This is a genomic window from Streptococcus sp. Marseille-P6264 (genome assembly GCF_902460355.1).
In the GTDB taxonomy this organism is placed as follows: domain Bacteria; phylum Bacillota; class Bacilli; order Lactobacillales; family Streptococcaceae; genus Streptococcus.
Genome location: NZ_CABPTO010000008.1, coordinates 16,420 through 36,161 on the forward strand (window position 1 = coordinate 16,420; position 19,742 = coordinate 36,161).

The 19,742-nt window shown below is 41.4% G+C and carries 21 protein-coding genes and 2 pseudogenes; 19 read left to right on the plus strand and 4 right to left on the minus strand.

The window, feature by feature from the left end; genetic code table 11:
• Nucleotides 1–34: 34 nt before the first annotated feature.
• From FZ941_RS09760 to purB, 6 genes and pseudogenes are all read left to right on the plus strand, one after another.
• Nucleotides 35–937, plus strand: a complete 903-nt coding sequence (locus FZ941_RS09760) for an HNH endonuclease (RefSeq protein WP_148887735.1) — start codon at nucleotides 35–37, stop codon at nucleotides 935–937.
• A 312-nt stretch (nucleotides 938–1,249) separates the two neighbouring features.
• A pseudogene (locus FZ941_RS09765) lies at nucleotides 1,250–1,482 on the plus strand (phosphoribosylaminoimidazole carboxylase).
• Nucleotides 1,483–1,503: 21 nt separating this feature from the next.
• Nucleotides 1,504–2,661 (plus strand): hypothetical protein, encoded by a 1,158-nt coding sequence (locus FZ941_RS09770; protein ID WP_148887736.1) that lies wholly within the window; start codon nucleotides 1,504–1,506, stop codon nucleotides 2,659–2,661.
• Between the two features lie 142 nt (nucleotides 2,662–2,803).
• Nucleotides 2,804–2,908, plus strand: a pseudogene (locus tag FZ941_RS10635) (hypothetical protein); the annotation flags it as partial.
• A gap of 13 nt (nucleotides 2,909–2,921) precedes the next feature.
• Nucleotides 2,922–3,989, plus strand: coding sequence for a beta-carotene 15,15'-monooxygenase (locus tag FZ941_RS09775; RefSeq protein WP_262366297.1), 1,068 nt, complete (start codon nucleotides 2,922–2,924; stop codon nucleotides 3,987–3,989).
• Nucleotides 3,986–5,281, plus strand: a complete 1,296-nt coding sequence (gene purB, locus FZ941_RS09780) for an adenylosuccinate lyase (RefSeq protein WP_148887738.1) — start codon at nucleotides 3,986–3,988, stop codon at nucleotides 5,279–5,281. Before FZ941_RS09775 ends, purB begins: the two co-directional genes overlap by 4 nt.
• Before the next feature lie 44 nt (nucleotides 5,282–5,325).
• Here the strand turns inward: purB and FZ941_RS09785 are convergent, their stop codons facing one another.
• Together FZ941_RS09785 and FZ941_RS09790 are read right to left on the minus strand one after the other, a co-directional pair.
• The gene (locus tag FZ941_RS09785) at nucleotides 5,326–5,892 is read right to left on the minus strand and encodes an NAD(P)H-dependent oxidoreductase (protein WP_148887739.1); all 567 of its coding nucleotides are present in this window, start codon (nucleotides 5,890–5,892) and stop codon (nucleotides 5,326–5,328) included.
• A complete protein-coding gene (locus FZ941_RS09790; protein ID WP_148887740.1) occupies nucleotides 5,889–6,485 on the minus strand; it encodes a TetR/AcrR family transcriptional regulator in 597 nt (198 codons plus the stop codon). Before FZ941_RS09790 ends, FZ941_RS09785 begins: the two co-directional genes overlap by 4 nt.
• Nucleotides 6,486–6,700: 215 nt before the next feature.
• Here FZ941_RS09790 and dhaK point away from each other — a divergent pair, with 215 nt between their 5' ends.
• The 3 genes from dhaK to dhaM are packed head-to-tail and all read left to right on the plus strand — an operon-like array spanning nucleotide 6,701 to nucleotide 8,653.
• Complete coding sequence (dhaK, locus tag FZ941_RS09795) at nucleotides 6,701–7,690, plus strand: dihydroxyacetone kinase subunit DhaK (protein WP_148887741.1); 990 nt, start codon at nucleotides 6,701–6,703, stop codon at nucleotides 7,688–7,690.
• Nucleotides 7,691–7,700: 10 nt separating this feature from the next.
• Nucleotides 7,701–8,279, plus strand: a complete 579-nt coding sequence (dhaL, locus tag FZ941_RS09800; RefSeq protein ID WP_148887742.1) for a dihydroxyacetone kinase subunit DhaL — start codon at nucleotides 7,701–7,703, stop codon at nucleotides 8,277–8,279.
• Nucleotides 8,279–8,653, plus strand: coding sequence for a dihydroxyacetone kinase phosphoryl donor subunit DhaM (gene dhaM, locus FZ941_RS09805; RefSeq protein ID WP_148887743.1), 375 nt, complete (start codon nucleotides 8,279–8,281; stop codon nucleotides 8,651–8,653). The genes dhaL and dhaM overlap by 1 nt, the downstream gene beginning before the upstream one ends.
• 329 nt (nucleotides 8,654–8,982) lie before the next feature.
• Here dhaM and FZ941_RS09810 read toward each other — a convergent pair whose 3' ends face one another.
• Nucleotides 8,983–9,699 carry a GntR family transcriptional regulator gene (locus FZ941_RS09810; RefSeq protein WP_005591344.1) on the minus strand — a complete coding sequence of 239 codons (717 nt, stop codon included), beginning with the start codon at nucleotides 9,697–9,699 and terminating at the stop codon, nucleotides 8,983–8,985.
• A 140-nt stretch (nucleotides 9,700–9,839) separates the two neighbouring features.
• Between FZ941_RS09810 and FZ941_RS09815 the strand changes: the two genes are divergently transcribed.
• From FZ941_RS09815 to FZ941_RS09850, 7 genes are all read left to right on the plus strand, one after another.
• On the plus strand, nucleotides 9,840–11,627 hold the full coding sequence (locus tag FZ941_RS09815; protein WP_148887744.1) for a beta-galactosidase family protein: 1,788 nt from the start codon (nucleotides 9,840–9,842) through the stop codon (nucleotides 11,625–11,627).
• Nucleotides 11,624–12,100 carry a PTS sugar transporter subunit IIB gene (locus FZ941_RS09820; protein WP_005591342.1) on the plus strand — a complete coding sequence of 159 codons (477 nt, stop codon included), beginning with the start codon at nucleotides 11,624–11,626 and terminating at the stop codon, nucleotides 12,098–12,100. The genes FZ941_RS09815 and FZ941_RS09820 overlap by 4 nt, the downstream gene beginning before the upstream one ends.
• A 26-nt stretch (nucleotides 12,101–12,126) precedes the next feature.
• A complete protein-coding gene (locus FZ941_RS09825) occupies nucleotides 12,127–13,041 on the plus strand; it encodes a PTS mannose/fructose/sorbose/N-acetylgalactosamine transporter subunit IIC (RefSeq protein ID WP_045498332.1) in 915 nt (304 codons plus the stop codon).
• Nucleotides 13,028–13,846, plus strand: coding sequence for a PTS system mannose/fructose/sorbose family transporter subunit IID (locus tag FZ941_RS09830; protein WP_125371663.1), 819 nt, complete (start codon nucleotides 13,028–13,030; stop codon nucleotides 13,844–13,846). Before FZ941_RS09825 ends, FZ941_RS09830 begins: the two co-directional genes overlap by 14 nt.
• Before the next feature lie 11 nt (nucleotides 13,847–13,857).
• Nucleotides 13,858–14,262, plus strand: a complete 405-nt coding sequence (locus FZ941_RS09835) for a PTS sugar transporter subunit IIA (protein ID WP_125371662.1) — start codon at nucleotides 13,858–13,860, stop codon at nucleotides 14,260–14,262.
• A gap of 107 nt (nucleotides 14,263–14,369) precedes the next feature.
• On the plus strand, nucleotides 14,370–15,533 hold the full coding sequence (locus FZ941_RS09840) for an SIS domain-containing protein (RefSeq protein WP_148887745.1): 1,164 nt from the start codon (nucleotides 14,370–14,372) through the stop codon (nucleotides 15,531–15,533).
• 304 nt (nucleotides 15,534–15,837) lie between these two features.
• A complete protein-coding gene (locus tag FZ941_RS09850) occupies nucleotides 15,838–16,875 on the plus strand; it encodes an aldose epimerase family protein (RefSeq protein ID WP_005591337.1) in 1,038 nt (345 codons plus the stop codon).
• 100 nt (nucleotides 16,876–16,975) lie between these two features.
• Here the strand turns inward: FZ941_RS09850 and FZ941_RS09855 are convergent, their stop codons facing one another.
• Complete coding sequence (locus FZ941_RS09855; protein WP_037585999.1) at nucleotides 16,976–17,239, minus strand: YiaA/YiaB family inner membrane protein; 264 nt, start codon at nucleotides 17,237–17,239, stop codon at nucleotides 16,976–16,978.
• Nucleotides 17,240–17,587: 348 nt separating this feature from the next.
• Between FZ941_RS09855 and ruvB the strand changes: the two genes are divergently transcribed.
• The 3 genes from ruvB (at nucleotide 17,588) to FZ941_RS09870 (ending at nucleotide 19,742) form a co-directional block, all read left to right on the plus strand.
• The gene (ruvB, locus tag FZ941_RS09860) at nucleotides 17,588–18,586 is read left to right on the plus strand and encodes a Holliday junction branch migration DNA helicase RuvB (protein WP_005591335.1); all 999 of its coding nucleotides are present in this window, start codon (nucleotides 17,588–17,590) and stop codon (nucleotides 18,584–18,586) included.
• Entirely contained in the window at nucleotides 18,583–19,158 is a 576-nt protein-coding gene (locus tag FZ941_RS09865) for a nucleotidyltransferase family protein (protein ID WP_005591334.1), read from the plus strand. Before ruvB ends, FZ941_RS09865 begins: the two co-directional genes overlap by 4 nt.
• A 161-nt stretch (nucleotides 19,159–19,319) precedes the next feature.
• A complete protein-coding gene (locus FZ941_RS09870) occupies nucleotides 19,320–19,742 on the plus strand; it encodes a low molecular weight protein-tyrosine-phosphatase (RefSeq protein ID WP_148887746.1) in 423 nt (140 codons plus the stop codon).

Genomic DNA, 19,742 nt, shown 5'->3' on the forward strand with positions numbered 1-19,742 from the left:
AAGTCATAAAGGAGAATAGTTAAGTTAAACAGAGATGAGTGAGAAAAAGAAAAAATGTATAATTTGTGCTATTAAAAAATCGGAAAATGATTTTAAAACAGAACATATAATACTTGAGAGTTTAGGGGGAAATAGACAACCAGAGAATACGCTTAAAGATATATGTGTGGATTGTAATTCAAATTTAGGAAGGCATGTTGATTCGATATTTGTAAATAGTCCATTATTAGAGTTTATTCGAAATAGGAAAGGTATTAAAGGAAAAAATGGAGTTCCGGGTTTAGATAAATTGGATTTTCCTTTTTGGATTCCAGAAATTACGGGAAATTTGATGACAAATAAGAAGACTGGAGATATAACAGGCTTTAGAGCAAATTATGGAAAAAGCGAAAATTTTATTTTTGCTCCTAAAAATGTTAACTTAGGATATTTTAAAAAGCATATAGAATCTTATAGTGATGATGAGATAAGAGATAGAATTATTGATTTTGATAAAGTAAAACTTTTTCCACGACTTGATGGTGTTGAGCTTCATCAGGAAGTAGTAGAGTATTATCTAAAGTATGTATTCTTTCCTTTGTCAATAAAAATATCATTTGAATACGCATATAAATATCTTGGAAGTTCATGGTTAAAACAAAGTATCTCAAAAGACATAAAGGAAGTTTTATTTCAATTATGTCAAGGTAGTAAGTTAATTAAAATACCTGCAGATACTGAGTTATACATGGGAGATAAGCTTTCAAATGAAATAATAGTAGAGCTTGAGCAAGAGAAAAATAAAATCTACGTGAGAATTGATATTTTTGGTATTTTTAATTCTAAGATGTTAATAAGTTATGAAAATTCACTTACAGGGCTGGAATGTGAGTATTTAAAGTTGAAAATTGATGTAAGCAATTCTAATACGAAAGACTTTGATATTAAATATATATGAAGTCAGAAAGTTTAAATATTAGTTGACTATAGAGTTAAATGAAAATACTGAAGTGTTTGAATATAGACATTCTTTGGAATCTTACAAAGAATATAATTACAAAAGGAACAAGAGTACCGTATCTTCTAAAATGAATACGGGTTACAGACTTCTTTGGACTAAAATTTTAGATAAAAGAAAGGAGAAGAGCGAAAGTTCAAGTATTTAAACTCGGGCTAAAAGTGCCCTTCTTCCTGTAAAATATATACATAGAAAGGAATAAGAGCCTCGTATATTCTTAACTGAATACGGGCTACGGACTTGGTCATTACTATGATTCAAATAATAGTTAATAGTTTTGTTGAGAAGGATAAGACTGGAGCAGTCGTTGAAGTCTTATTTGCAAGTGCTAACTATGATAAGGTGCAAGCTAAATATGATGAATTAGTTGTCCAATACCCTGAAAACTATTTAGCTATCTATGATCTACCGCGCTGGATACGGATTTGAATACACTAGATCACTATCCATCTGTATGGATTGGGAAAGAGGAGTTTGAGGAATAAGTAGAATTTTAGGGGATAGATATGGAATTTGGGGTGGAATTATTAACTAAAAATAGTAGTATGACTAAACTTGATAAACTATTTCTTAATTCAGAAATAATAGATATTACTTCTACTAATAAATATAAAGTTGGGGATAAGTTTGTAGAAGGATATTTAGCTAAATATAAGTGTACTTTTGAAGGTGACGACTTTAAAATAAATACCCGACAATTTCGAAGTGGAATAGTCGAAATTTCACTTAGCTATGAATATAGTAATTCTAAATTGAAGTCAGCAAAAAAGTTTGGGGATTTCCTTTCAAAGTTTAGAGAATTTTTAGGAAAAAATCATTTGAAATATTCAATTCTATCTAATAGTTTATCTATGTATTTTTTGCAAAGGCTTTATCCTAAATTTCAAACATATGAATCGTTATTACGAAAAATTTTTGCATTAGCTTTGTCTCCGTTGGAAGATGAGAATATCATAAGAATCATCAAGGAACAGACTAATTATAAATTAGATTTATCAAAAATTCATACAATGGAGCATATTGAAAGATTGCAAATGGCTGAACTCCATACGTTGATATTTGAATTAAATATAAATCCAGTTAATAATTTAACTATTCATTTTAAAGGTTTTCAAAATAAAGATAAATGTAGTCTGAAAGAAATGATAAGAAATTCGCTACCAATCACTATATGGGAAAAGCATTTTGCACCATTTACTGGTAGCGAGAAAGTAGACGTACTCAAAAATAACTATGATGACATTAGAGAGTATAGAAATGATGTTATGCATTTTCACATGCTAACCTATGGACGATATAAAAAAATAGATTTACTGTTATCAGCTGTAAATAAAGAATTAAAAGAGCTTGAGTATAACATGCTTAAGAAATGGGATGTTGAAGCAACTAGGAAACTTGTCAATGATATCTCTAATCAAGAACTTTTAGTTAGTTTAGCAAAAACAGTATCAAAAGTTGTTAAACCAGCTATGGATAGGTTTTATGTTAACGATGTTAATTTTAACAAGTCATTAAAATCCATGATGGAAGCTTTCTATAGTATTCAAGCACCTAAAATAGATCCTGAAGTATTAAAGTCTATTCAAGGTATATCTGATACTATGAGACATTTAGGTTTACCATATACCTTTAATGAACCAAACAGTGAAGAGGATGATGAATGAACCTATCAAATTTGAAACACAAAATTTAAGATTAGAAGTAAATCTAACAAAATCGAAGAAAAGTTGAGAAAAGAGAAAGTTTCGAGGAATTGAGTTTAGGATGAGGGCGTTTGTCTTTTGATAAATATAGAAATAAAGAACAAGCACCCATCTCCAATTATATGATAAACTAGAATCAAAGCACAACCGCAAGATGGGACACGTGACTTTGTTTAGTGATGTGCCAGATAGTGTGGATGAGTTTTAGGCAGGAGGAAAGTTTGAACATTGTAGAACAATTAGTACAGGAAATTAAATTATTACCAAAAAAAATAAAACAATTTTTCAAAAGTAGAACAATTGATGCTGAACACATCATTGGTTATTGCTATTTGATGTTATATATGCTTCCGTTTCTTGTAAATGGGATGTTATTTATAGTATTGGGGGTAATTTTAAATGAAATACCATTTTTAAGCTTTTTACCCCCTATCATTATTTGCTTTATAAACGGTTTTTTTCTATTTTACTTCACTAAAAGAATTGTTGCTTATATTAAACAAAAGAGATTTTTACTCAGTTTAATATTAATTTATATTGTATTGTCATTTTTGAGAGCATTTATTTTTTGGATAGGAACTATATTTTTAAATATTACTGTTATGTTTGCCATGATAAATCCTAACAGTCTTAGTAAAAATGAGTTGTTTGATTTAATTTCTAAGTATAGCTATGGTTACCAAACTATGATAAATAGTTTTGAAGGTTATTTAAGAGTAGTTGTTCCATTTATTCAAATTTTAGGATTCTCATATTTTCTAAATTTATTTGTTCCACCAAAATATCAGAATATTGACATACCAATCAATAAAAAAATTATCCGCATTTTTATAAAAGTAATTTATCTGATACTTCCAATAGTATTCTTTCTTATTTTTTCAATAGTCGATAAAGATTCTTACACAGTTATTGCAGGAATAGGTTTACTAATTATTTGGTTTTCTCAACCTAACAATATAATTAGCCTATTAGATCGTAGCATCATTATTAGTGATGAAGATGTTAAACCTGAGGTAATCAACAGGATTAAAATTTTACAATTATTTTTAACATTAATTGAAATATCATGGGGGATTAGTGTTTATTTTCTTGCTAATTATAGTGCTACTGAAAGATTATATATTACTTTAGGTATACTTTTTATCGGTCTTATTTTATTAATTATTTGGCAAAAGTATATAAAAGCTCATCAAACTCAATGGTTAGAGAATACATTGAAGAAAGAATCGGCTCAGAAAATTCTTGATCACATTCAAACAGACAAAACAGAAGGAGAAGACAAACTATGATCAACCGTTACTCTCGCCCCGAAATGGCGAACATTTGGACTGAGGAAAATAAGTACAAGGCTTGGCTGGAAGTTGAGATTCTGGCTGATGAGGCCTGGGCTGAGTTGGGTGAGATTCCCAAGGAAGATGTGGCCTTGATTCGTGAGAAGGCAGGCTTTGACATCGATCGCATCTTGGAGATTGAGCAGGAGACGCGCCACGATGTGGTGGCCTTCACGCGGGCGGTTTCTGAGACGCTGGGCGAGGAGCGCAAGTGGGTGCACTACGGCCTGACCTCGACTGACGTGGTGGATACGGCCTACGGCTACCTTTACAAGCAGGCCAATGACATCATCCGTGAGGATCTGCGTCGCTTCACCGACATCATTGCGGAGCGGGCGCGGGAGCACAAGTTCACCATCATGATGGGCCGGACCCACGGGGTGCATGCGGAGCCGACGACTTTCGGACTTAAGCTCGCGACTTGGTACAGCGAAATGAAGCGCAACATCGAGCGTTTCGAGATTGCGGCTGCGGGTGTGGAAGCTGGGAAAATTTCTGGTGCGGTTGGGAACTTTGCCAACATTCCGCCATTTGTGGAAAGCTATGTCTGTGAGAAACTAGGCATCCGTCCGCAGGAGATTTCGACCCAAGTCCTGCCACGTGACCTCCACGCTGAATACTTCTCGGCCTTGGCCTTGATTGCGACGTCTATCGAGCGCATGGCGACTGAGATTCGTGGTTTGCAAAAGTCTGAGCAGCGCGAAGTGGAAGAGTTCTTTGCTAAAGGTCAAAAAGGCTCTTCAGCAATGCCTCACAAGCGCAACCCTATCGGTTCTGAAAACATGACTGGTCTGGCGCGTGTCATTCGTGGCCACATGGTGACAGCCTTTGAGAATGTCTCTCTCTGGCATGAGCGCGACATTTCCCACTCATCAGCTGAGCGGATTATCGCACCGGACACGACCATTCTCATCGATTACATGCTCAACCGCTTCGGTAATATCGTCAAGAACTTGACGGTCTTCCCAGAAAACATGATCCGCAACATGAACTCGACCTTTGGTCTTATCTTCAGCCAGCGGGCTATGTTGACCTTGATTGAAAAAGGCATGACACGGGAGCAGGCTTATGACTTGGTGCAGCCAAAGACCGCCCAGTCTTGGGACAATCAAGTAGACTTCAAGCCCCTGCTCGAAGCGGATCCAGAGGTTACATCACGCCTCACTCAAGAGGAAATCGACGAAATCTTCAATCCTACTTACTACACTAAGCGCGTGGATGAAATCTTCAAGCGCGTGGGCTTAGATTAAATATAGAAATAGGCGCTTCTTACGAAGTGCCTATTTGCTTGTTCTTAAATTTGACTGGCCAGTTGCCCGATTTTCTTGAGCATTTCTTGGCGTTGTTGGTCTGTTTTGCGTTCTACCCCGCTGAGCTCTGTCAGTTTGACTGGAGAAATACCGCAAGGTTTCAGGATTTGATTTTTAAGTACCTTGCCATAGTCTTGGACGAAAGGCAGGGCAAAACCTGGAGTATTGTGGCTGACGATAATCCAGCCGGTCTTGCCTTGTAGGTGGCCTTGGAGTCCGACTTTCTTATAAGAGTAGGCGAAATCAGCCACAAAGACACAATCAATAAAGCCTTTGAGAATAGCAGGCATACCGCTCCACCAGATAGGGAAAATGAAAATCAGATGCTCTGCCCAAGTAATCAAATCGCGGTATTTTGCCATTTCAGGGTCTTTGTGCAGGTCACGGCGTCTATGTTCTTGGTCAAAGCGCAAGATTGGGTCAAAATTTTCAGTATACAAGTCCAAGGTTTTCACTTCGTGGTTCTTAGAAATGTTGCTTTGAACTTCTTTGAGAATAGCAGCATTGAAGCCAGTTGGGCTGGGGTGGGTGTAAATAATCAAGGTTTTCATGATCGTTCTCCTTTGATATAAATGTCAAGCATATGCTCGATTGTGTTTTGGATGGCTTGAGGATCAAGGTCTTGTCCGATAGGACTGTTGGTCAGAACGGCTAGACCTGTGATAAAGCTCCAAAAGTGAAAAAGGCTTTCTGCTTCGCTATTGCTAAAATTTTCCTCCTCGCGAAGCTTTAAAACAAGCTCCTTAAATTTATCAAATCCAGGCAAGTCAGACTCCAAGAGAATGGTGTTCTGCGTCACCTTCATATATTTAAAAGGGAATTTGATAAAGAGAGCTTCGAAAAAATGAGGGTAAGTCTTGGCAAAAATAATGAAATTAAGTCCAAGCTGGGTCAGTTGCTCACGCGCAGAAGTTGTCGCATCAATGCTCTGATTGATTTCCTGATTTAGAAACTGCGAAAGCTGACCTAAAACCACCTTGAGGTAGCCTTCCTTGCTCTCAAAATGGCGGTATGGAGTGCCGTGAGTTACACCGCAGGCCTTGGCAACAGTCCTGAGCGAGAGCTGCTCAATTCCATGTTTTCCGATTTCGTCAATCCCCGTTTGAATGAGCTGTTCTTTCAGCTGGGCACTATTGCGTTTCATTCATCTCCTCCAAAAGTATACACTGTCTACTTATCTATCTTTAGTATACGCTGTCTACTTTTTCTTGTCAACTAATTTAATGCTTTCTTCTATTCTAGGATGTGGCAGAATTTGCTTTCGGTAAGATAAAATGTTAAAATAATATTAAAATGATAGCGCTTTCTTTTAGGGCGAATTGCTCATTTTAGAGAAGCACTGAGAAACGGAGGACACCTATGAAAAAAATTATCAACGATCCAACAGCAGTTGTGGACGAAATGCTGGACGGCTTAGCCTATATTCACAGCGATTTGGTTTATCGGGTGGAGGGCTTTGATATCATTGCCCGCAAGAGTGAGAAGACAGGCAAGGTCGGCCTGATTTCTGGTGGTGGCAGTGGTCATGAGCCTTCCCACGCTGGCTTTGTCGGTGAGGGCATGCTGTCGGCCGCTATTTGCGGAGCGGTCTTTACTTCACCAACACCTGATCAGGTCTTGCAGGCTATCAAGGAAGCAGATGAGGGAGCTGGGGTCTTCATGGTAATCAAGAATTACTCCGGTGACATCATGAACTTTGAAATGGCTCAGGAAATGGCCCAGATGGAAGGGATTGAGGTGGCTAGTGTCGTCATAGATGACGATATCGCAGTGGAAGACAGCCTTTATACGCAAGGTCGCCGCGGAGTGGCTGGTACCATTCTTGTCCATAAGATTCTAGGGGATGCGGCGCGCGCAGGCAAATCTCTGACTGAAATCAAGGCACTGGCTGATGAGCTGCTCAAACATATTCACACGGTCGGTTTGGCTCTGAGCGGGGCAACCGTACCGGAAGTCGGCAAGCCTGGTTTTGTTTTGGCTGATGATGAGATAGAGTTCGGCATTGGTATCCATGGTGAGCCAGGCTATCGCAAGGAAAAGATGCAGCCGTCTAAGGACTTAGCCAAGGAATTAGTCGAAAAGCTCAGTCAGTCCTTTGAGCTCAAATCTGGTAAGAAAATCGGCATTCTCATCAATGGTATGGGTGCAACACCGCTCATGGAGCAGTATGTCTTTGCGGCAGATGTAGCAAATCTCCTGGCAGATGCTGGAGTTGAAGTTGTCTATAAAAAGTTGGGTAATTACATGACTTCCATTGATATGGCAGGGATTTCTCTGACCTTTATCCAGCTGGAACAGCCAGACTGGCTGACAGCTCTCAACAGTTCTGTCACGACAGCCGCTTGGTAAGGAGGTGCTTATGGACGCAGCAAGAGCAAAAAAATGGATGCAGTTGTTCAACGAGAAGATCCAGGACCAGAAAGCCTATCTGTCTGATCTTGATACTCCCATCGGCGATGGCGATCATGGCGCCAATATGGCTAGGGGAATGGCGGCAGCAGTAGAGAGTCTAGCTGCTAAGGACTTTGCCAGTGCGGCTGAGGTTTTTCAGGCTGTTTCTATGCAGCTGATTAGCAAGGTTGGCGGTGCTTCAGGCCCTCTATATGGCTCAGCTTTCATGGGCATGGCCAAAGCTGAAAAAGACGGCAAAGACTTGCTAGAAGTCATCCAAGCTGGGCTGGACATGATTCAGAAGCGGGGCAAGGCTGTGCCTGGTGAGAAAACCATGGTGGATGTCTGGTCGGGGATTCCTGTTTCTCTGCAGTCTGGAGACTTGACGCGTGAAAAGATTGGTTCTCTAGTGGAAGCGACCAAAGATCTGAAAGCGACCAAGGGGCGGGCTTCCTATGTCGGTGAGCGCTCTATAGGCCATATCGATCCTGGTTCGGCTTCATCTGGTCTCCTCTTTGAGGCTCTTCTAGAAACGGAGGCAGGCTGATGGCAGATACTGGCATTCTTATCGTTTCCCATTCCAAAAATCTGGCCCAAGGCTTGTTTGATCTCATCTCGCAGGTGGCGGCAGATGTGGCCATCAGCTATGTGGGCGGGTTGGACGACGGTAGCATCGGGACGAGCTTTGAAGGTATTCAGGCGGCTTTAGATGCCAATGACAAGGACACTATTTTGGCCTTTTTCGATCTGGGCTCAGCTCGCATGAATCTCGAAATGGTCGCAGACTTTTCTGACAAGGAAATCATTATCAATAATGTTCCTTTGGTAGAGGGAGCCTATACGGCTGCTGCTCTTCTTCAGGCCGGGGCAGATTTGTCTAATGTTTTGCTTCAGGTTCGTGAATTAGAAATAAAGAAATAGCAGGTTTTCTAAAGACTTGATAAACGATTTCATTTGAAAAATAAAGAACATTTTATATCAAAAAACTGGGATTGAATCCCAGCTTTTTTGCTTTATCATTATACCAATTTTCAGGGGAATAGCCAGTGTTTCTTATTTTTTCTTCCTTAGGATAATTGAAAAACAGGACAAATTAATAGGCCCTGTTTACTTTTTGACACAATTCACTTTTTAATGAACAAAAGTTCTTAGAATGTCTTGCAAATTGGTATAGATAGGTTTATAATAATGATAGGCTAGTTGGTCAGGAAATGAAAAACGACAGCTCATGAGAACCATCGTTTTTCAGATTAATGATCGCGACTAGAAGAAATAAATTTGATTTTGAAGAAATCACCACGCTTGTAGGTTTCGCTGTACTCTAGGATTTGTCCGGTATTTTCCAGTTTTGTGATCTTGACTTGATGCACAGTTGGGAAGTTTGGATCAATTTCTAAGGTCTTGGCAATGTCTTTTGGCGTTGGAAAGACGATTTCGTTGGTTTCTTCGAAATACTCGTCATTCATGTGGATGTGATAATCCGTCTTGAAGCGATTGTAGATCGAGCTGTAGTAGTCCAAATCTGGATAGTTTGGATTGATGTACTGTTCAGGAATGTAGGTTTGGTGATAGATATAGACTTTATCGCCTGTCCTTCTGATACGGTCAATCTTGTAGTAGAACTGGGACGGTGTTAGTTCTAGTTTTTCCAAGATTCTCAATTCATTTCCACGTTCGATGGACAGAACAGTCACCTTATCCTTTTGGATAGGGAAAGTTTCGATATCAGAGAATTCCACACGCTTGTGTTTTCTTGCGCGTGAAACAAACGTTCCCTTCCCTTGCTGACGGATGATGTAGCCATCATTCGCAAGTTCGTTCAAAGCGCGGACAACGGTGATGGAACTAACGTTGAACATCTTGATTAATTCAGCTTCTGTGTAGAATCTATCACCGTTTTCAAAGTTACCAGAAATGATTTGTTGTTTTAAATCATCTTTGATTTGTTGATATTTAGGAATAGCCATTGTGCTCACCTCTCTTTTTTTATCCCTCTCTATATTGATTTTAACATATTTTTTAAAAAAATGTTGACATTTATGCAAAAGTTTATTATATTAATATTAATAAGAAATGAAAGCGTTTTAAATCTAGGAGGAATAGGGAGATGAAGAGATTTGAAATAGGCTCTTCTTTCTACTTGGATGGTCAGGAGTTTAAGATTTTGTCGGGAGCGATTCACTATTTTCGGATTCAGCCGGAAGACTGGTATCACTCGCTCTATAATCTGAAAGCCCTAGGCTTCAATACAGTTGAGACCTATGTTCCTTGGAACATGCACGAGCCAAAGAAAGGCCAGTTTGACTTTCAAGGGATTTTAGATATTGAGAAGTTTCTTCAGATTGCTCAAGATTTAGGATTATATGCCATCGTTCGCCCTTCGCCCTTTATCTGTGCGGAGTGGGAATTTGGCGGCATGCCAGCCTGGCTCTTGACTGAGGATATGAGAATCCGTTCTTCTGATGCTTCCTATCTTCAGGCTGTTGCAGACTACTATGATGAGTTGCTTCCTCGCTTGGTTCCAAGGCTCTTGGAAAAGGGCGGGAATATCCTCATGATGCAAGTGGAAAATGAATATGGCTCTTACGGGGAGGATAAAGACTACCTGAGAGCGATTCGGCAGATGATGTTGGATCGAGGCCTTGATTGCCCGCTCTTTACATCGGATGGTCCTTGGCGGGCGACGCTGAAAGCTGGCACGCTGATTGAGGAAGATTTATTTGTTACAGGAAATTTCGGCTCCAAGGCAGATTATAATTTTGCCCAGATGCAGGAATTCTTTGATGAGCATGGCAAAAAATGGCCGCTCATGTGTATGGAGTTTTGGGATGGTTGGTTCAATCGTTGGAAAGAACCGATTATCAAAAGGGATCCTGAGGAACTGGCTCAAGCTGTCCATGAGGTTCTGAAACAAGGCTCTATCAACCTCTATATGTTTCACGGCGGCACCAATTTTGGCTTCATGAATGGCTGCTCGGCCAGAGGTGTGACGGATTTACCACAGGTGACTTCGTATGATTACGATGCCCTGCTTGATGAACAGGGAAATCCAACTCCGAAATATTTTGCAGTGCAAAAAATGATGGAGACCTACTATCCTGAGTACCCACAAATGAAACCGCTCACAAAAGAATCTTTTGAACTGAGAGATATTGCTCTGAGTGAGAAAGTGAGTTTGTTTGAGACATTAGCTGATTTGGCTCAGCCAGTAGAGAGTCTCTATCCTGTCAAAATGGAGGATTTGGGGCAGAGCTATGGCTACTTACTTTACCGTACAGAAGCCAGCTGGGATGCGGATGAGGAAAAAATTCGGGTGATTGATGGGCGAGACCGGATGCAGCTCTTTGTGGACGGCAAGCTTATGGCAACCCAGTATCAAGCAGAGATTGGTCAAGATATCTTTGTTGCTGGAGAAAAGAAAGTCACCCACCGTATTGACATCCTGATGGAAAACATGGGGCGGGTCAACTACGGGCATAAGTTCTTGGCAGATACTCAGCGAAAAGGGATTCGGACGGGCGTTTGCAAGGATTTGCACTTCTTGCTGAATTGGCAACAGTATCCACTTTCTTTTGAAAACACAGAAAACATCGATTTTTCAAAAGGATGGCAGCCAGAGCAACCAGCTTTCTACGCTTTTGACTTTGAAATAAAAGCGCTTAAAGATACTTATTTAGACTTGTCCGGTTTTGGAAAGGGCCTTGCCTTTGTAAATGGCGTTAACATCGGCCGTTTCTGGAATGTCGGACCAACCTTATCACTTTATATTCCGCATAGCCTTCTGAAAGAAGGACATAACCGAATCATCATTTTTGAGACGGAAGGGGAATATGAAGAATCAATTAACTTAGTTAACCAACCTACATTTAAAACAATAAAGGGGGAAAATTTATGACAATAGTAGGTGCACGTATCGATGGACGTTTGATCCATGGACAGGTAGCCAATCTCTGGACTACCAAGCTCAACATTTCACGCATTATGGTGATTGACGATGAGGTAGCTGAAAATGCTATCGAAAAGAGTGGACTTAAGTTGGCAACGCCACCAGGAGTGAAGCTCAGCATTTTGCCAATCGCTAAGGCAGCAGAAAACATCTTGGCTGGTAAGTATGACTCACAACGACTCTTTATCGTTGCTCGTAAACCAGACCGATTCCTTCGTTTGGTAGAAGCTGGCGTTCCACTGGAAACACTGAACGTCGGAAATATGTCTCAGTCAGACGAAACTCGTCCCATCACTCGCTCTATCAATGTGGTTGATGCGGATGTGGAAGCTTTCCAAAAGTTGCATGAAAAAGGGGTGAAGCTGACAGCTCAGATGGTTCCAAATGATCCGGTCGCGGATTTTATGAATTTGTTAAAATAAGGAAAAATTTTTAGGAGGTCATTGTCATGATACAATGGTGGCAAATTTTACTACTCACTCTGTACTCAGCTTATCAAATCTGTGATGAGTTGACGATCGTTTCTTCAGCAGGTTCACCTGTATTTGCTGGATTTATCACAGGTCTCATTATGGGAGATTTACCTACAGGTCTATTGATTGGTGCCAACCTTCAATTGGTAGTACTCGGTGTTGGTACCTTCGGTGGTGCGTCTCGTATTGATGCTACTTCTGGTGCGGTTCTCGCAACTGCCTTCTCAGTAGCTCAAGGGCTTGACCCAGAGCTTGCTATTGCTACAATCGCTGTGCCGGTAGCAACTTTGTTGACATACTTCGATATCCTTGGTCGTATGACTACAACTTACTTCGCTCACCGTGTGGATGCTGCGATTGAACGCTTTGACTACAAAGGCATCGAACGCAACTATCTCCTTGGTGCGATTCCTTGGGCTCTTTCTCGTGCCCTACCAGTCTTCTTTGCCCTTGCCTTTGGTGGAGCTTTTGTAGAAACTGTTGTTACAGGTCTCGGTAATGTACAATGGTTGGCAAACGGTCTAAAACTTGCAGGTCAAATGCTTCCAGGTCTTGGATTTGCAATCTTGCTTCGTTATCTCCCAGTGAAACGCAACCTTCACTATTTGGCACTTGGATTTGGCTTGACAGCTATGTTGACAGTGCTTTACAGTAATGTTCAAAGCCTTGGTGCTGCAGTGTCTAGCATTGTTGGTTCTGAAGTGTTCTCTAAACTTCCAAAAGAACAAGCTATTACTTTTGTTAACAACTTCAAGAGTGTATCTATGATTGGTATCGCCATCATCGGTGTCTTCCTTGCGGTACAACACTTCAAAAACAGCCAACGTACAGTCGTAGCTGCTCCAGTAACTGAATCAGAAAGCGGGGAAATTGAAGATGACGAATTCTAATTACAAACTAACAAAAGAAGATTTTAAACAGATTAACAAACGTAGCTTATTTACCTTCCAATTGGGTTGGAACTATGAGCGTATGCAGGCTTCTGGTTACCTTTACATGATTTTGCCACAATTGCGCAAAATGTATGGAGACGGTACACCTGAACTAAAAGAAATGATGAAATTGCATACGCAATTCTTCAATACTTCACCATTCTTCCACACCATTATCACTGGTTTTGACCTTGCTTTGGAAGAAAAAGATGGTGTGAAATCAAAAGATGCGGTCAATGGTATCAAGACAGGTCTCATGGGGCCATTCGCTCCTCTTGGAGACTCAATCTTTGGATCATTGGTACCAGCTATTATGGGTTCAATCGCAGCAACTTTGGCTGTTGCGGGAAACCCAGCCGGTATCTTCCTATGGATCGCTGTTGCGGTTGCTTATGACATTTTCCGTTGGAAACAATTGGAATTTGCCTATAAAGAAGGGGTTAACCTCGTCAACAATATGCAAAGTACTTTGACAGCTTTGATTGATGCTGCATCCGTACTTGGTGTCTTCATGGTTGGTGCCCTGATTGCCAGCATGATTGGTGTTGAAGTTTCTTGGGCTCCACACATCGGGAAAAAAGCTATCGATATCCAAGACATGCTTAACTTGGTCTTCCCACGCTTGGTACCAGCTATCATCACAGGTGTAATCTTCTGGTTGCTTGGACGTAAGGGTATGAACTCTACAAAAGCTATCTTGCTCATCATTCTTGCAGCGATTGCTTTCTCAGCGTTTGGTCACTTCTTCTTTGGAATGGCATAATGGTGTAAATTATGAGCAAACAGTTAATTTTGATTAGCCACGGTCGCTTTTGTGAAGAGCTGAAAACAACGACTGAGATGATTATGGGACCTCAAGCGGATATCCATGCCGTTGCCTTGTTACCAGAGGAGGGACCAGATGATTTCACAGCTAAGTTCTTAGACACAGTCAAGGATTTTGATGACTATATTGTCTTTGCAGATCTTTTGGGAGGCACACCATGTAATGTAGTCAGCCGCCTTATTTTAGAAGGTAAGGATATTGACTTGTACGCCGGCATGAATTTGCCAATGGTGATTGAGTTTCTCAATGCTTCTCTGACAGGAGCTGATGTTGACTATCCGAAAAAAGCAGTCGAAAATATCGTTAAGGTTAATGATATCTTAGCAGGCTTATCAGATGATGAGGATGAGTAGGACTGTTTTGTAAGGAAAAAAGAAATGAAGGGGAGTGGGGAATTTTCCCATTCCCTCTTTTAAAAGAAAATAACTAATATATCGATGTTTATTTTGAAAGGACTACCATGCTAGATTATTCAAAAGAGAAACTGGTTGAATTGGGCGCGGAAATCACCACGCGTGAAATCTACCAACAGCCAGATGTTTGGCAGACAGCTTTTAATACTTACAAGGCTCAAGCTGACCAAATCGCTGCTTTTCTAAAAGGTATCGAAGAAAAGCATGATTATGTAAAAGTTATCTTTACAGGTGCGGGAACTTCGGCTTATGTGGGCGATACGCTATTGCCATATTTCAGAAAGCTTTATAATGAGCGCCAATGGAATTTTAATTCGGTTGCGACGACTGATATTGTGGCGAATCCTGAAGTGCATCTGCACAAGGAAATTCCAACGGTTCTCGTTTCTTTTGCCCGCAGTGGTAATTCGCCAGAAAGTGTTGCGACAGTGGACTTAGCCAAGCAGCTGGTTGATGAGCTTTATCAAGTGACCATTACCTGTGCTGCAGAGGGGAAATTGGCTCAGCAGGCGCATGGTGATGAGCGGAATCTCCTCTTATTGCAACCAGCTCCATCAAATGATGCTGGCTTTGCTATGACTTCCAGTTTCACCTCCATGATGTTGACAGCTCTCTTGGTCTTTGATCCAGCGGATTTGGCTCAAAAAGAAGCAAGAGTAGCTGAGTTGATTGCCTTGAGTCAAAAGGTTTTGGCAGATGTAGCTGACGTTCAGGCTTTGACAGAATTAGACTTTAACCGGGTCATTTATCTTGGAGCAGGGCCGTTCTTTGGTCTGGCGCACGAAGCTCAACTGAAAATTTTGGAGTTGACCGCGGGGAAGGTTGCGACTATGTATGAAAGCCCAGTTGGTTTCCGTCATGGACCAAAATCCCTGATTAACGAAGAAACGCTTGTGCTGGTATTTGGCTCAAGGGATGCATACACCAAACGTTACGACTTGGATTTGGTGCGTGAAGTGGCAGGAGATCAGATTGCTCGCAAGGTGGTCTTCTTTACAGAGCACAGAGAAGACTTGGAAAATGTTGAGCAAGTGGTTCTTGAAAGTGATATCTTGGAAGATAGCTATCGAGCCTTCCCTTACATCGTCTATGCTCAGCTTTTCTCTCTCTTAACTTCTTTGAAAGTAAAAAATCGACCAGATACACCGTCTCCGACAGGTACGGTCAATCGGGTCGTTCAGGGAGTTATCATCCACCCTTTCCAGCAGTAGGAATCTAAATATGGAAAAGTCAAACATTAGTCATGGGAAAGCTAGTTATTAAAAAGACTTTCGGATAAAAAGGATGGCCTTCCATCCTTGTCCCTTGACTAAGTCAAGAAAGAGAGTGGGACAGAAATCGGTAATTCGTTAGAATTCGATTTCATCGTCCCACCTCCGCACAGTTGAGTAGGGCTGTAAAAGCTGATGAAGTCAGCGTAGTAGAGCCCACTCAACCACTGCGTCTTGCTCGACAATCCAAAGACAATTGAGAGGCTAGGACTTTTGTCCCAGACTCGAGACAGAGGGAGATTGTATGAAATCTTATCAAGAATCCATTTTTGGTACTTTTAAAGGACAGGATGTCTTAGCCTACACCTTTGAAAATAAGCTAGGCTATCGCTTCAAGGTCATGAACTATGGCGCAACGATTTTAGAATATCGGACGCCGGATAAAAATGGTGATTTTGCCAATATTATTCTAGGCTTTGAGCGTTTTGATGATTACGTTGGCAATAGTCCTAAGCATGGGGCCAGCGTGGGGCCAGTTGCAGGGCGGATTGCAAATGCTAGCTTTGAGCTGAATGGGCAGTCCTACCAGCTGGAAGTCAATAATGGCCAGAATTGCAACCACAGTGGCTCTACTAGCTGGGATGGTGTGATTTTCCAGACGGAGGAAGTCACAAACGAGGGCGTCACATTTTATACAGAGCGCCCAGACGGGACGGGTGGTTTTCCAGGAAATTTGAAAATCTGGATTTCCTATTCCTTGTCGGAAAAAGGGGAGATTGAGATTTCCTATCAAGTCCAGACAGATCAGGATAGTCTGGTTAATCCGACCAACCACAGCTATTTCAATCTGTCAGGTGATTTCAGTCAGCCGATTGATCAGCATGTCCTCCAGCTGCATACCAAAGGAGTGTATCCGATTGCTCCTGACGGTTTGCCAGCAAAAGAAGTGGATGCAGATCGTGGCTTTGTCAAAGGTCTACAAAAAGGTCTGGCGCTGAAAGAAATTTTTGCAGACCAAGACGAGCAAATTCAGGTCGTGTCAGGGCTGGATCATCCATTTGCTCTTGATAAAGAGCAGGAAGAGGCAGGTTGCCTTTATGATCCGGCATCAGGTCGCTACCTGACTTTCCGTACGGATGCTCCTTGTGTCGTGACTTATTCGGCAAATTTTGTCGATGAGTCAGTCATCATCAATGGACAGCCAATGATTCAGCATAATGGTCTGGCATTGGAGGCACAGGCCTTGCCTGATGCGATTCATAGTGACTTGAAAGATCAGGTCATTCTCAAGGCAGGAAGCCTCTTCACCAGCACCACCGTTTATTTCGCAGGAGTGAGATAAACGGCAAACTTGCTTCATTTGAAGTGTATCTCACATGGCGATACTAGCCTCAGATACAAGAAAACGGCAGATTCCCCCTCTGCCGTTCTTACTATTTATTTTATTTGTTATCTAAGTCTTGTGGTTGGAAAAATTGATTGTAACGTTCTTCGTCTTCTTGGTTATCACGGATAACTTTTGCAAGAGTGAATGAAGAAGAAATCAGTCCGACAGAACCCATGAGATAGTATCCTTTAACCATCAAAGGTTCTTTCAAAGTATAGAGTCCGACGAGAACAAGAGTCACAAAGAAGGCGAATGAGCCCCAAGCCATAAACATAAAGGCTGGTGTATTCCGATAAGTTTTCTTTTTAAGGTTGTTCATATCTAAAATCTCCTTTTCGATTTTTTTCATTGTATCATGAGTTTTTGAGACAGTCAATGAAATAGAGGCTATTTTAATCAGACTGAACAATTCATATTAGTTTGTATCATCTTACTAAGATATCTAAAAGTATTTTATTTTTAAAAAATATTTTTTCTTTAAGCAAATTTTAAGATAAGGACGTTATACTAATACCATCAAATGAAGACCTCCTAACTTTATTTGATAGAAATCCTAAAACTTTTTCATAATAATCTCCCATAAGAGCCACCAAATTCGGTGGCTTTTTTTGTGCTCAGAAGCGGGTCGGATTACTTCCTCTGCCCTATTTTTTGCTATAATAGTTCTATGAGTAGAATTTTAGACAATGAATTAATGGGTGATGAGGAATTGGTGGAGCGCACCTTGCGTCCCCAGTATTTACAGGAGTATATCGGTCAGGATAAGGTTAAGGAACAGCTGAAGATTTTTACTGAAGCGGCTAAGCTGAGGGATGAGGCGCTGGACCACACCCTGCTTTTTGGCCCTCCAGGTCTGGGGAAGACGACTATGGCCTTTGTCATTGCCAATGAACTAGGCGTTAATCTCAAGCAGACTTCAGGTCCGGTGATTGAGAAATCTGGTGATTTGGTTGCGATCTTAAATGACCTTGAGCCGGGTGATGTCCTCTTTATCGATGAGATTCACCGTTTGCCTATGGCGGTAGAGGAAGTGCTATACAGCGCCATGGAGGACTTTTACATTGACATTATGATTGGGACTGGCGAAACCAGTCGCAGCGTCCATCTGGAATTGCCGCCTTTCACATTAATTGGGGCGACCACTCGGGCGGGCATGCTGTCCAATCCTCTGCGGGCTCGTTTTGGGATTACCGGTCACATGGAGTATTATGAAGCCAGCGATCTGACCGAAATCGTCGAGCGGACGGCTGAGATTTTTGAGATGGATATTACTCACGAGGCTGCTCGTGAGCTGGCTCTGCGTAGCCGAGGAACGCCGCGGATTGCCAATCGTCTGCTCAAGCGGGTGCGAGACTACGCGCAAATTATGGGCAATGGCTTGATTGATGATAAGATAACCGACCAGGCTCTCTCCATGCTGGATGTGGACCAGGAAGGGCTGGACTATGTGGATCAGAAAATCCTACGAACCATGATTGAAGTTTATGGTGGTGGTCCAGTGGGGCTGGGAACCCTCTCAGTCAATATTGCCGAGGAACGTGAAACAGTGGAGGATATGTATGAGCCTTACCTGATTCAGAAGGGCTTTGTCATGCGGACTCGGACTGGGCGCGTGGCGACTCGTAAAGCTTATGAGCATCTGGGATATGAGTATATGAAGGAATGAAGACAGATCTGGAGATTTTAGAGAGACTGGGTCAGGATCGGGATATCCGAGCGATTCTGGAAATAATCCGCAATCTGCAGCTAGAGGACTCTTGGCTGGCTGCGGGTAGTGTCAGAAATTTTATTTGGAATATCTTGTCTGGCAAGTCGGGCTTTGATGCTGAAACGGATGTGGATGTCATATTCTTTGATCCAACTGTGTCTTATGAGAAAACTTTGCAGCTGGAGATGGAGTTGAGAAAAGCTTTTCCCGCTTATTCTTGGGAGCTGAAAAATCAAGTCTATATGCATAGTCATAGTCCCAACACCCAGCCCTATACTAGCTCGAAAGATGCCATGAGCAAGTATCCTGAGTGCTGCACAGCTATCGGTCTTCGATTGCTGGAAAATGATAAGCTAGAGCTTTTTGCACCCTATGGCTTGGCAGATATTCGAGCATTTCAGGTTCGACCAACACCGCATTTTTTAGCGGATGCGGATCGAAAGAAGCTTTATAGGCAAAGAATCCGCAAGAAAAACTGGCAGGCTAAATGGCCACAATTAAGTTTTGAATATCTTTCTGAAGAAAAGTAAAGTTGAATCTGGTGCAAGCTAGATTGAGTGGATTACCGCCTCAATGATCTGCACTTTTATGTAAGTCGGTATAATTAGCTGTTTTTCAGAGTCCGCTTCCGCTGTCACAGAATAATCAAGAAAGCTCCGCAGTTTTCTTTTTATTCTGGTATAATAGATCTATGAAGAAAATTGTATTTGTTTGTTTAGGAAATATCTGCCGCAGTCCGATGGCAGAGTTTGTTATGAAAAGTCTGACCGATGACCTACATATTGAGAGTCGTGCAACGTCTAGCTGGGAGCATGGAAACCCTATACATCAGGGGACTCAGGCTATTTTTAAGAAACATGCGATTTCTTATGACAAAGGAAAGACTTCTCAGCAGATTTCAGCGCAAGATTTTGCAGAATTTGATTATATCATCGGCATGGATGAAGCCAATATTCGAGATTTGAAGAAAATGGCGCCAGTGGATTTTCAGGATAAAATCTACCAGTTTGCTGGTATCGGTGTGCCGGATCCTTGGTACACAGGTGATTTCGATGAGACTTATGAGCTGATTTTGGCTGGTTGCCACAAGTGGCTAGAACGCTTAAATGGATGA

Bases quoted from the DNA above. Each gene is read 5' to 3' on its own strand.
- dhaM (WP_148887743.1), top strand. From the start codon at position 8,279: ATGGCAGATACTGGCATTCTTATCGTTTCCCATTCCAAAAATCTGGCC.
- dhaL (WP_148887742.1), top strand. From the start codon at position 7,701: ATGGACGCAGCAAGAGCAAAAAAATGGATGCAGTTGTTCAACGAGAAG.
- FZ941_RS09785 (WP_148887739.1), bottom strand. From the start codon at position 5,892: ATGAAAACCTTGATTATTTACACCCACCCCAGCCCAACTGGCTTCAAT.
- FZ941_RS09815 (WP_148887744.1), top strand. From the start codon at position 9,840: ATGAAGAGATTTGAAATAGGCTCTTCTTTCTACTTGGATGGTCAGGAG.
- FZ941_RS09850 (WP_005591337.1), top strand. From the start codon at position 15,838: ATGAAATCTTATCAAGAATCCATTTTTGGTACTTTTAAAGGACAGGAT.
- FZ941_RS09825 (WP_045498332.1), top strand. From the start codon at position 12,127: ATGATACAATGGTGGCAAATTTTACTACTCACTCTGTACTCAGCTTAT.
- FZ941_RS09835 (WP_125371662.1), top strand. From the start codon at position 13,858: ATGAGCAAACAGTTAATTTTGATTAGCCACGGTCGCTTTTGTGAAGAG.
- FZ941_RS09770 (WP_148887736.1), top strand. From the start codon at position 1,504: ATGGAATTTGGGGTGGAATTATTAACTAAAAATAGTAGTATGACTAAA.
- FZ941_RS09760 (WP_148887735.1), top strand. From the start codon at position 35: ATGAGTGAGAAAAAGAAAAAATGTATAATTTGTGCTATTAAAAAATCG.
- purB (WP_148887738.1), top strand. From the start codon at position 3,986: ATGATCAACCGTTACTCTCGCCCCGAAATGGCGAACATTTGGACTGAG.
- FZ941_RS09840 (WP_148887745.1), top strand. From the start codon at position 14,370: ATGCTAGATTATTCAAAAGAGAAACTGGTTGAATTGGGCGCGGAAATC.
- FZ941_RS09810 (WP_005591344.1), bottom strand. From the start codon at position 9,699: ATGGCTATTCCTAAATATCAACAAATCAAAGATGATTTAAAACAACAA.
- ruvB (WP_005591335.1), top strand. From the start codon at position 17,588: ATGAGTAGAATTTTAGACAATGAATTAATGGGTGATGAGGAATTGGTG.
- FZ941_RS09870 (WP_148887746.1), top strand. From the start codon at position 19,320: ATGAAGAAAATTGTATTTGTTTGTTTAGGAAATATCTGCCGCAGTCCG.
- FZ941_RS09830 (WP_125371663.1), top strand. From the start codon at position 13,028: ATGACGAATTCTAATTACAAACTAACAAAAGAAGATTTTAAACAGATT.
- dhaK (WP_148887741.1), top strand. From the start codon at position 6,701: ATGAAAAAAATTATCAACGATCCAACAGCAGTTGTGGACGAAATGCTG.
- FZ941_RS09865 (WP_005591334.1), top strand. From the start codon at position 18,583: ATGAAGACAGATCTGGAGATTTTAGAGAGACTGGGTCAGGATCGGGAT.
- FZ941_RS09790 (WP_148887740.1), bottom strand. From the start codon at position 6,485: ATGAAACGCAATAGTGCCCAGCTGAAAGAACAGCTCATTCAAACGGGG.
- FZ941_RS09820 (WP_005591342.1), top strand. From the start codon at position 11,624: ATGACAATAGTAGGTGCACGTATCGATGGACGTTTGATCCATGGACAG.
- FZ941_RS09855 (WP_037585999.1), bottom strand. From the start codon at position 17,239: ATGAACAACCTTAAAAAGAAAACTTATCGGAATACACCAGCCTTTATG.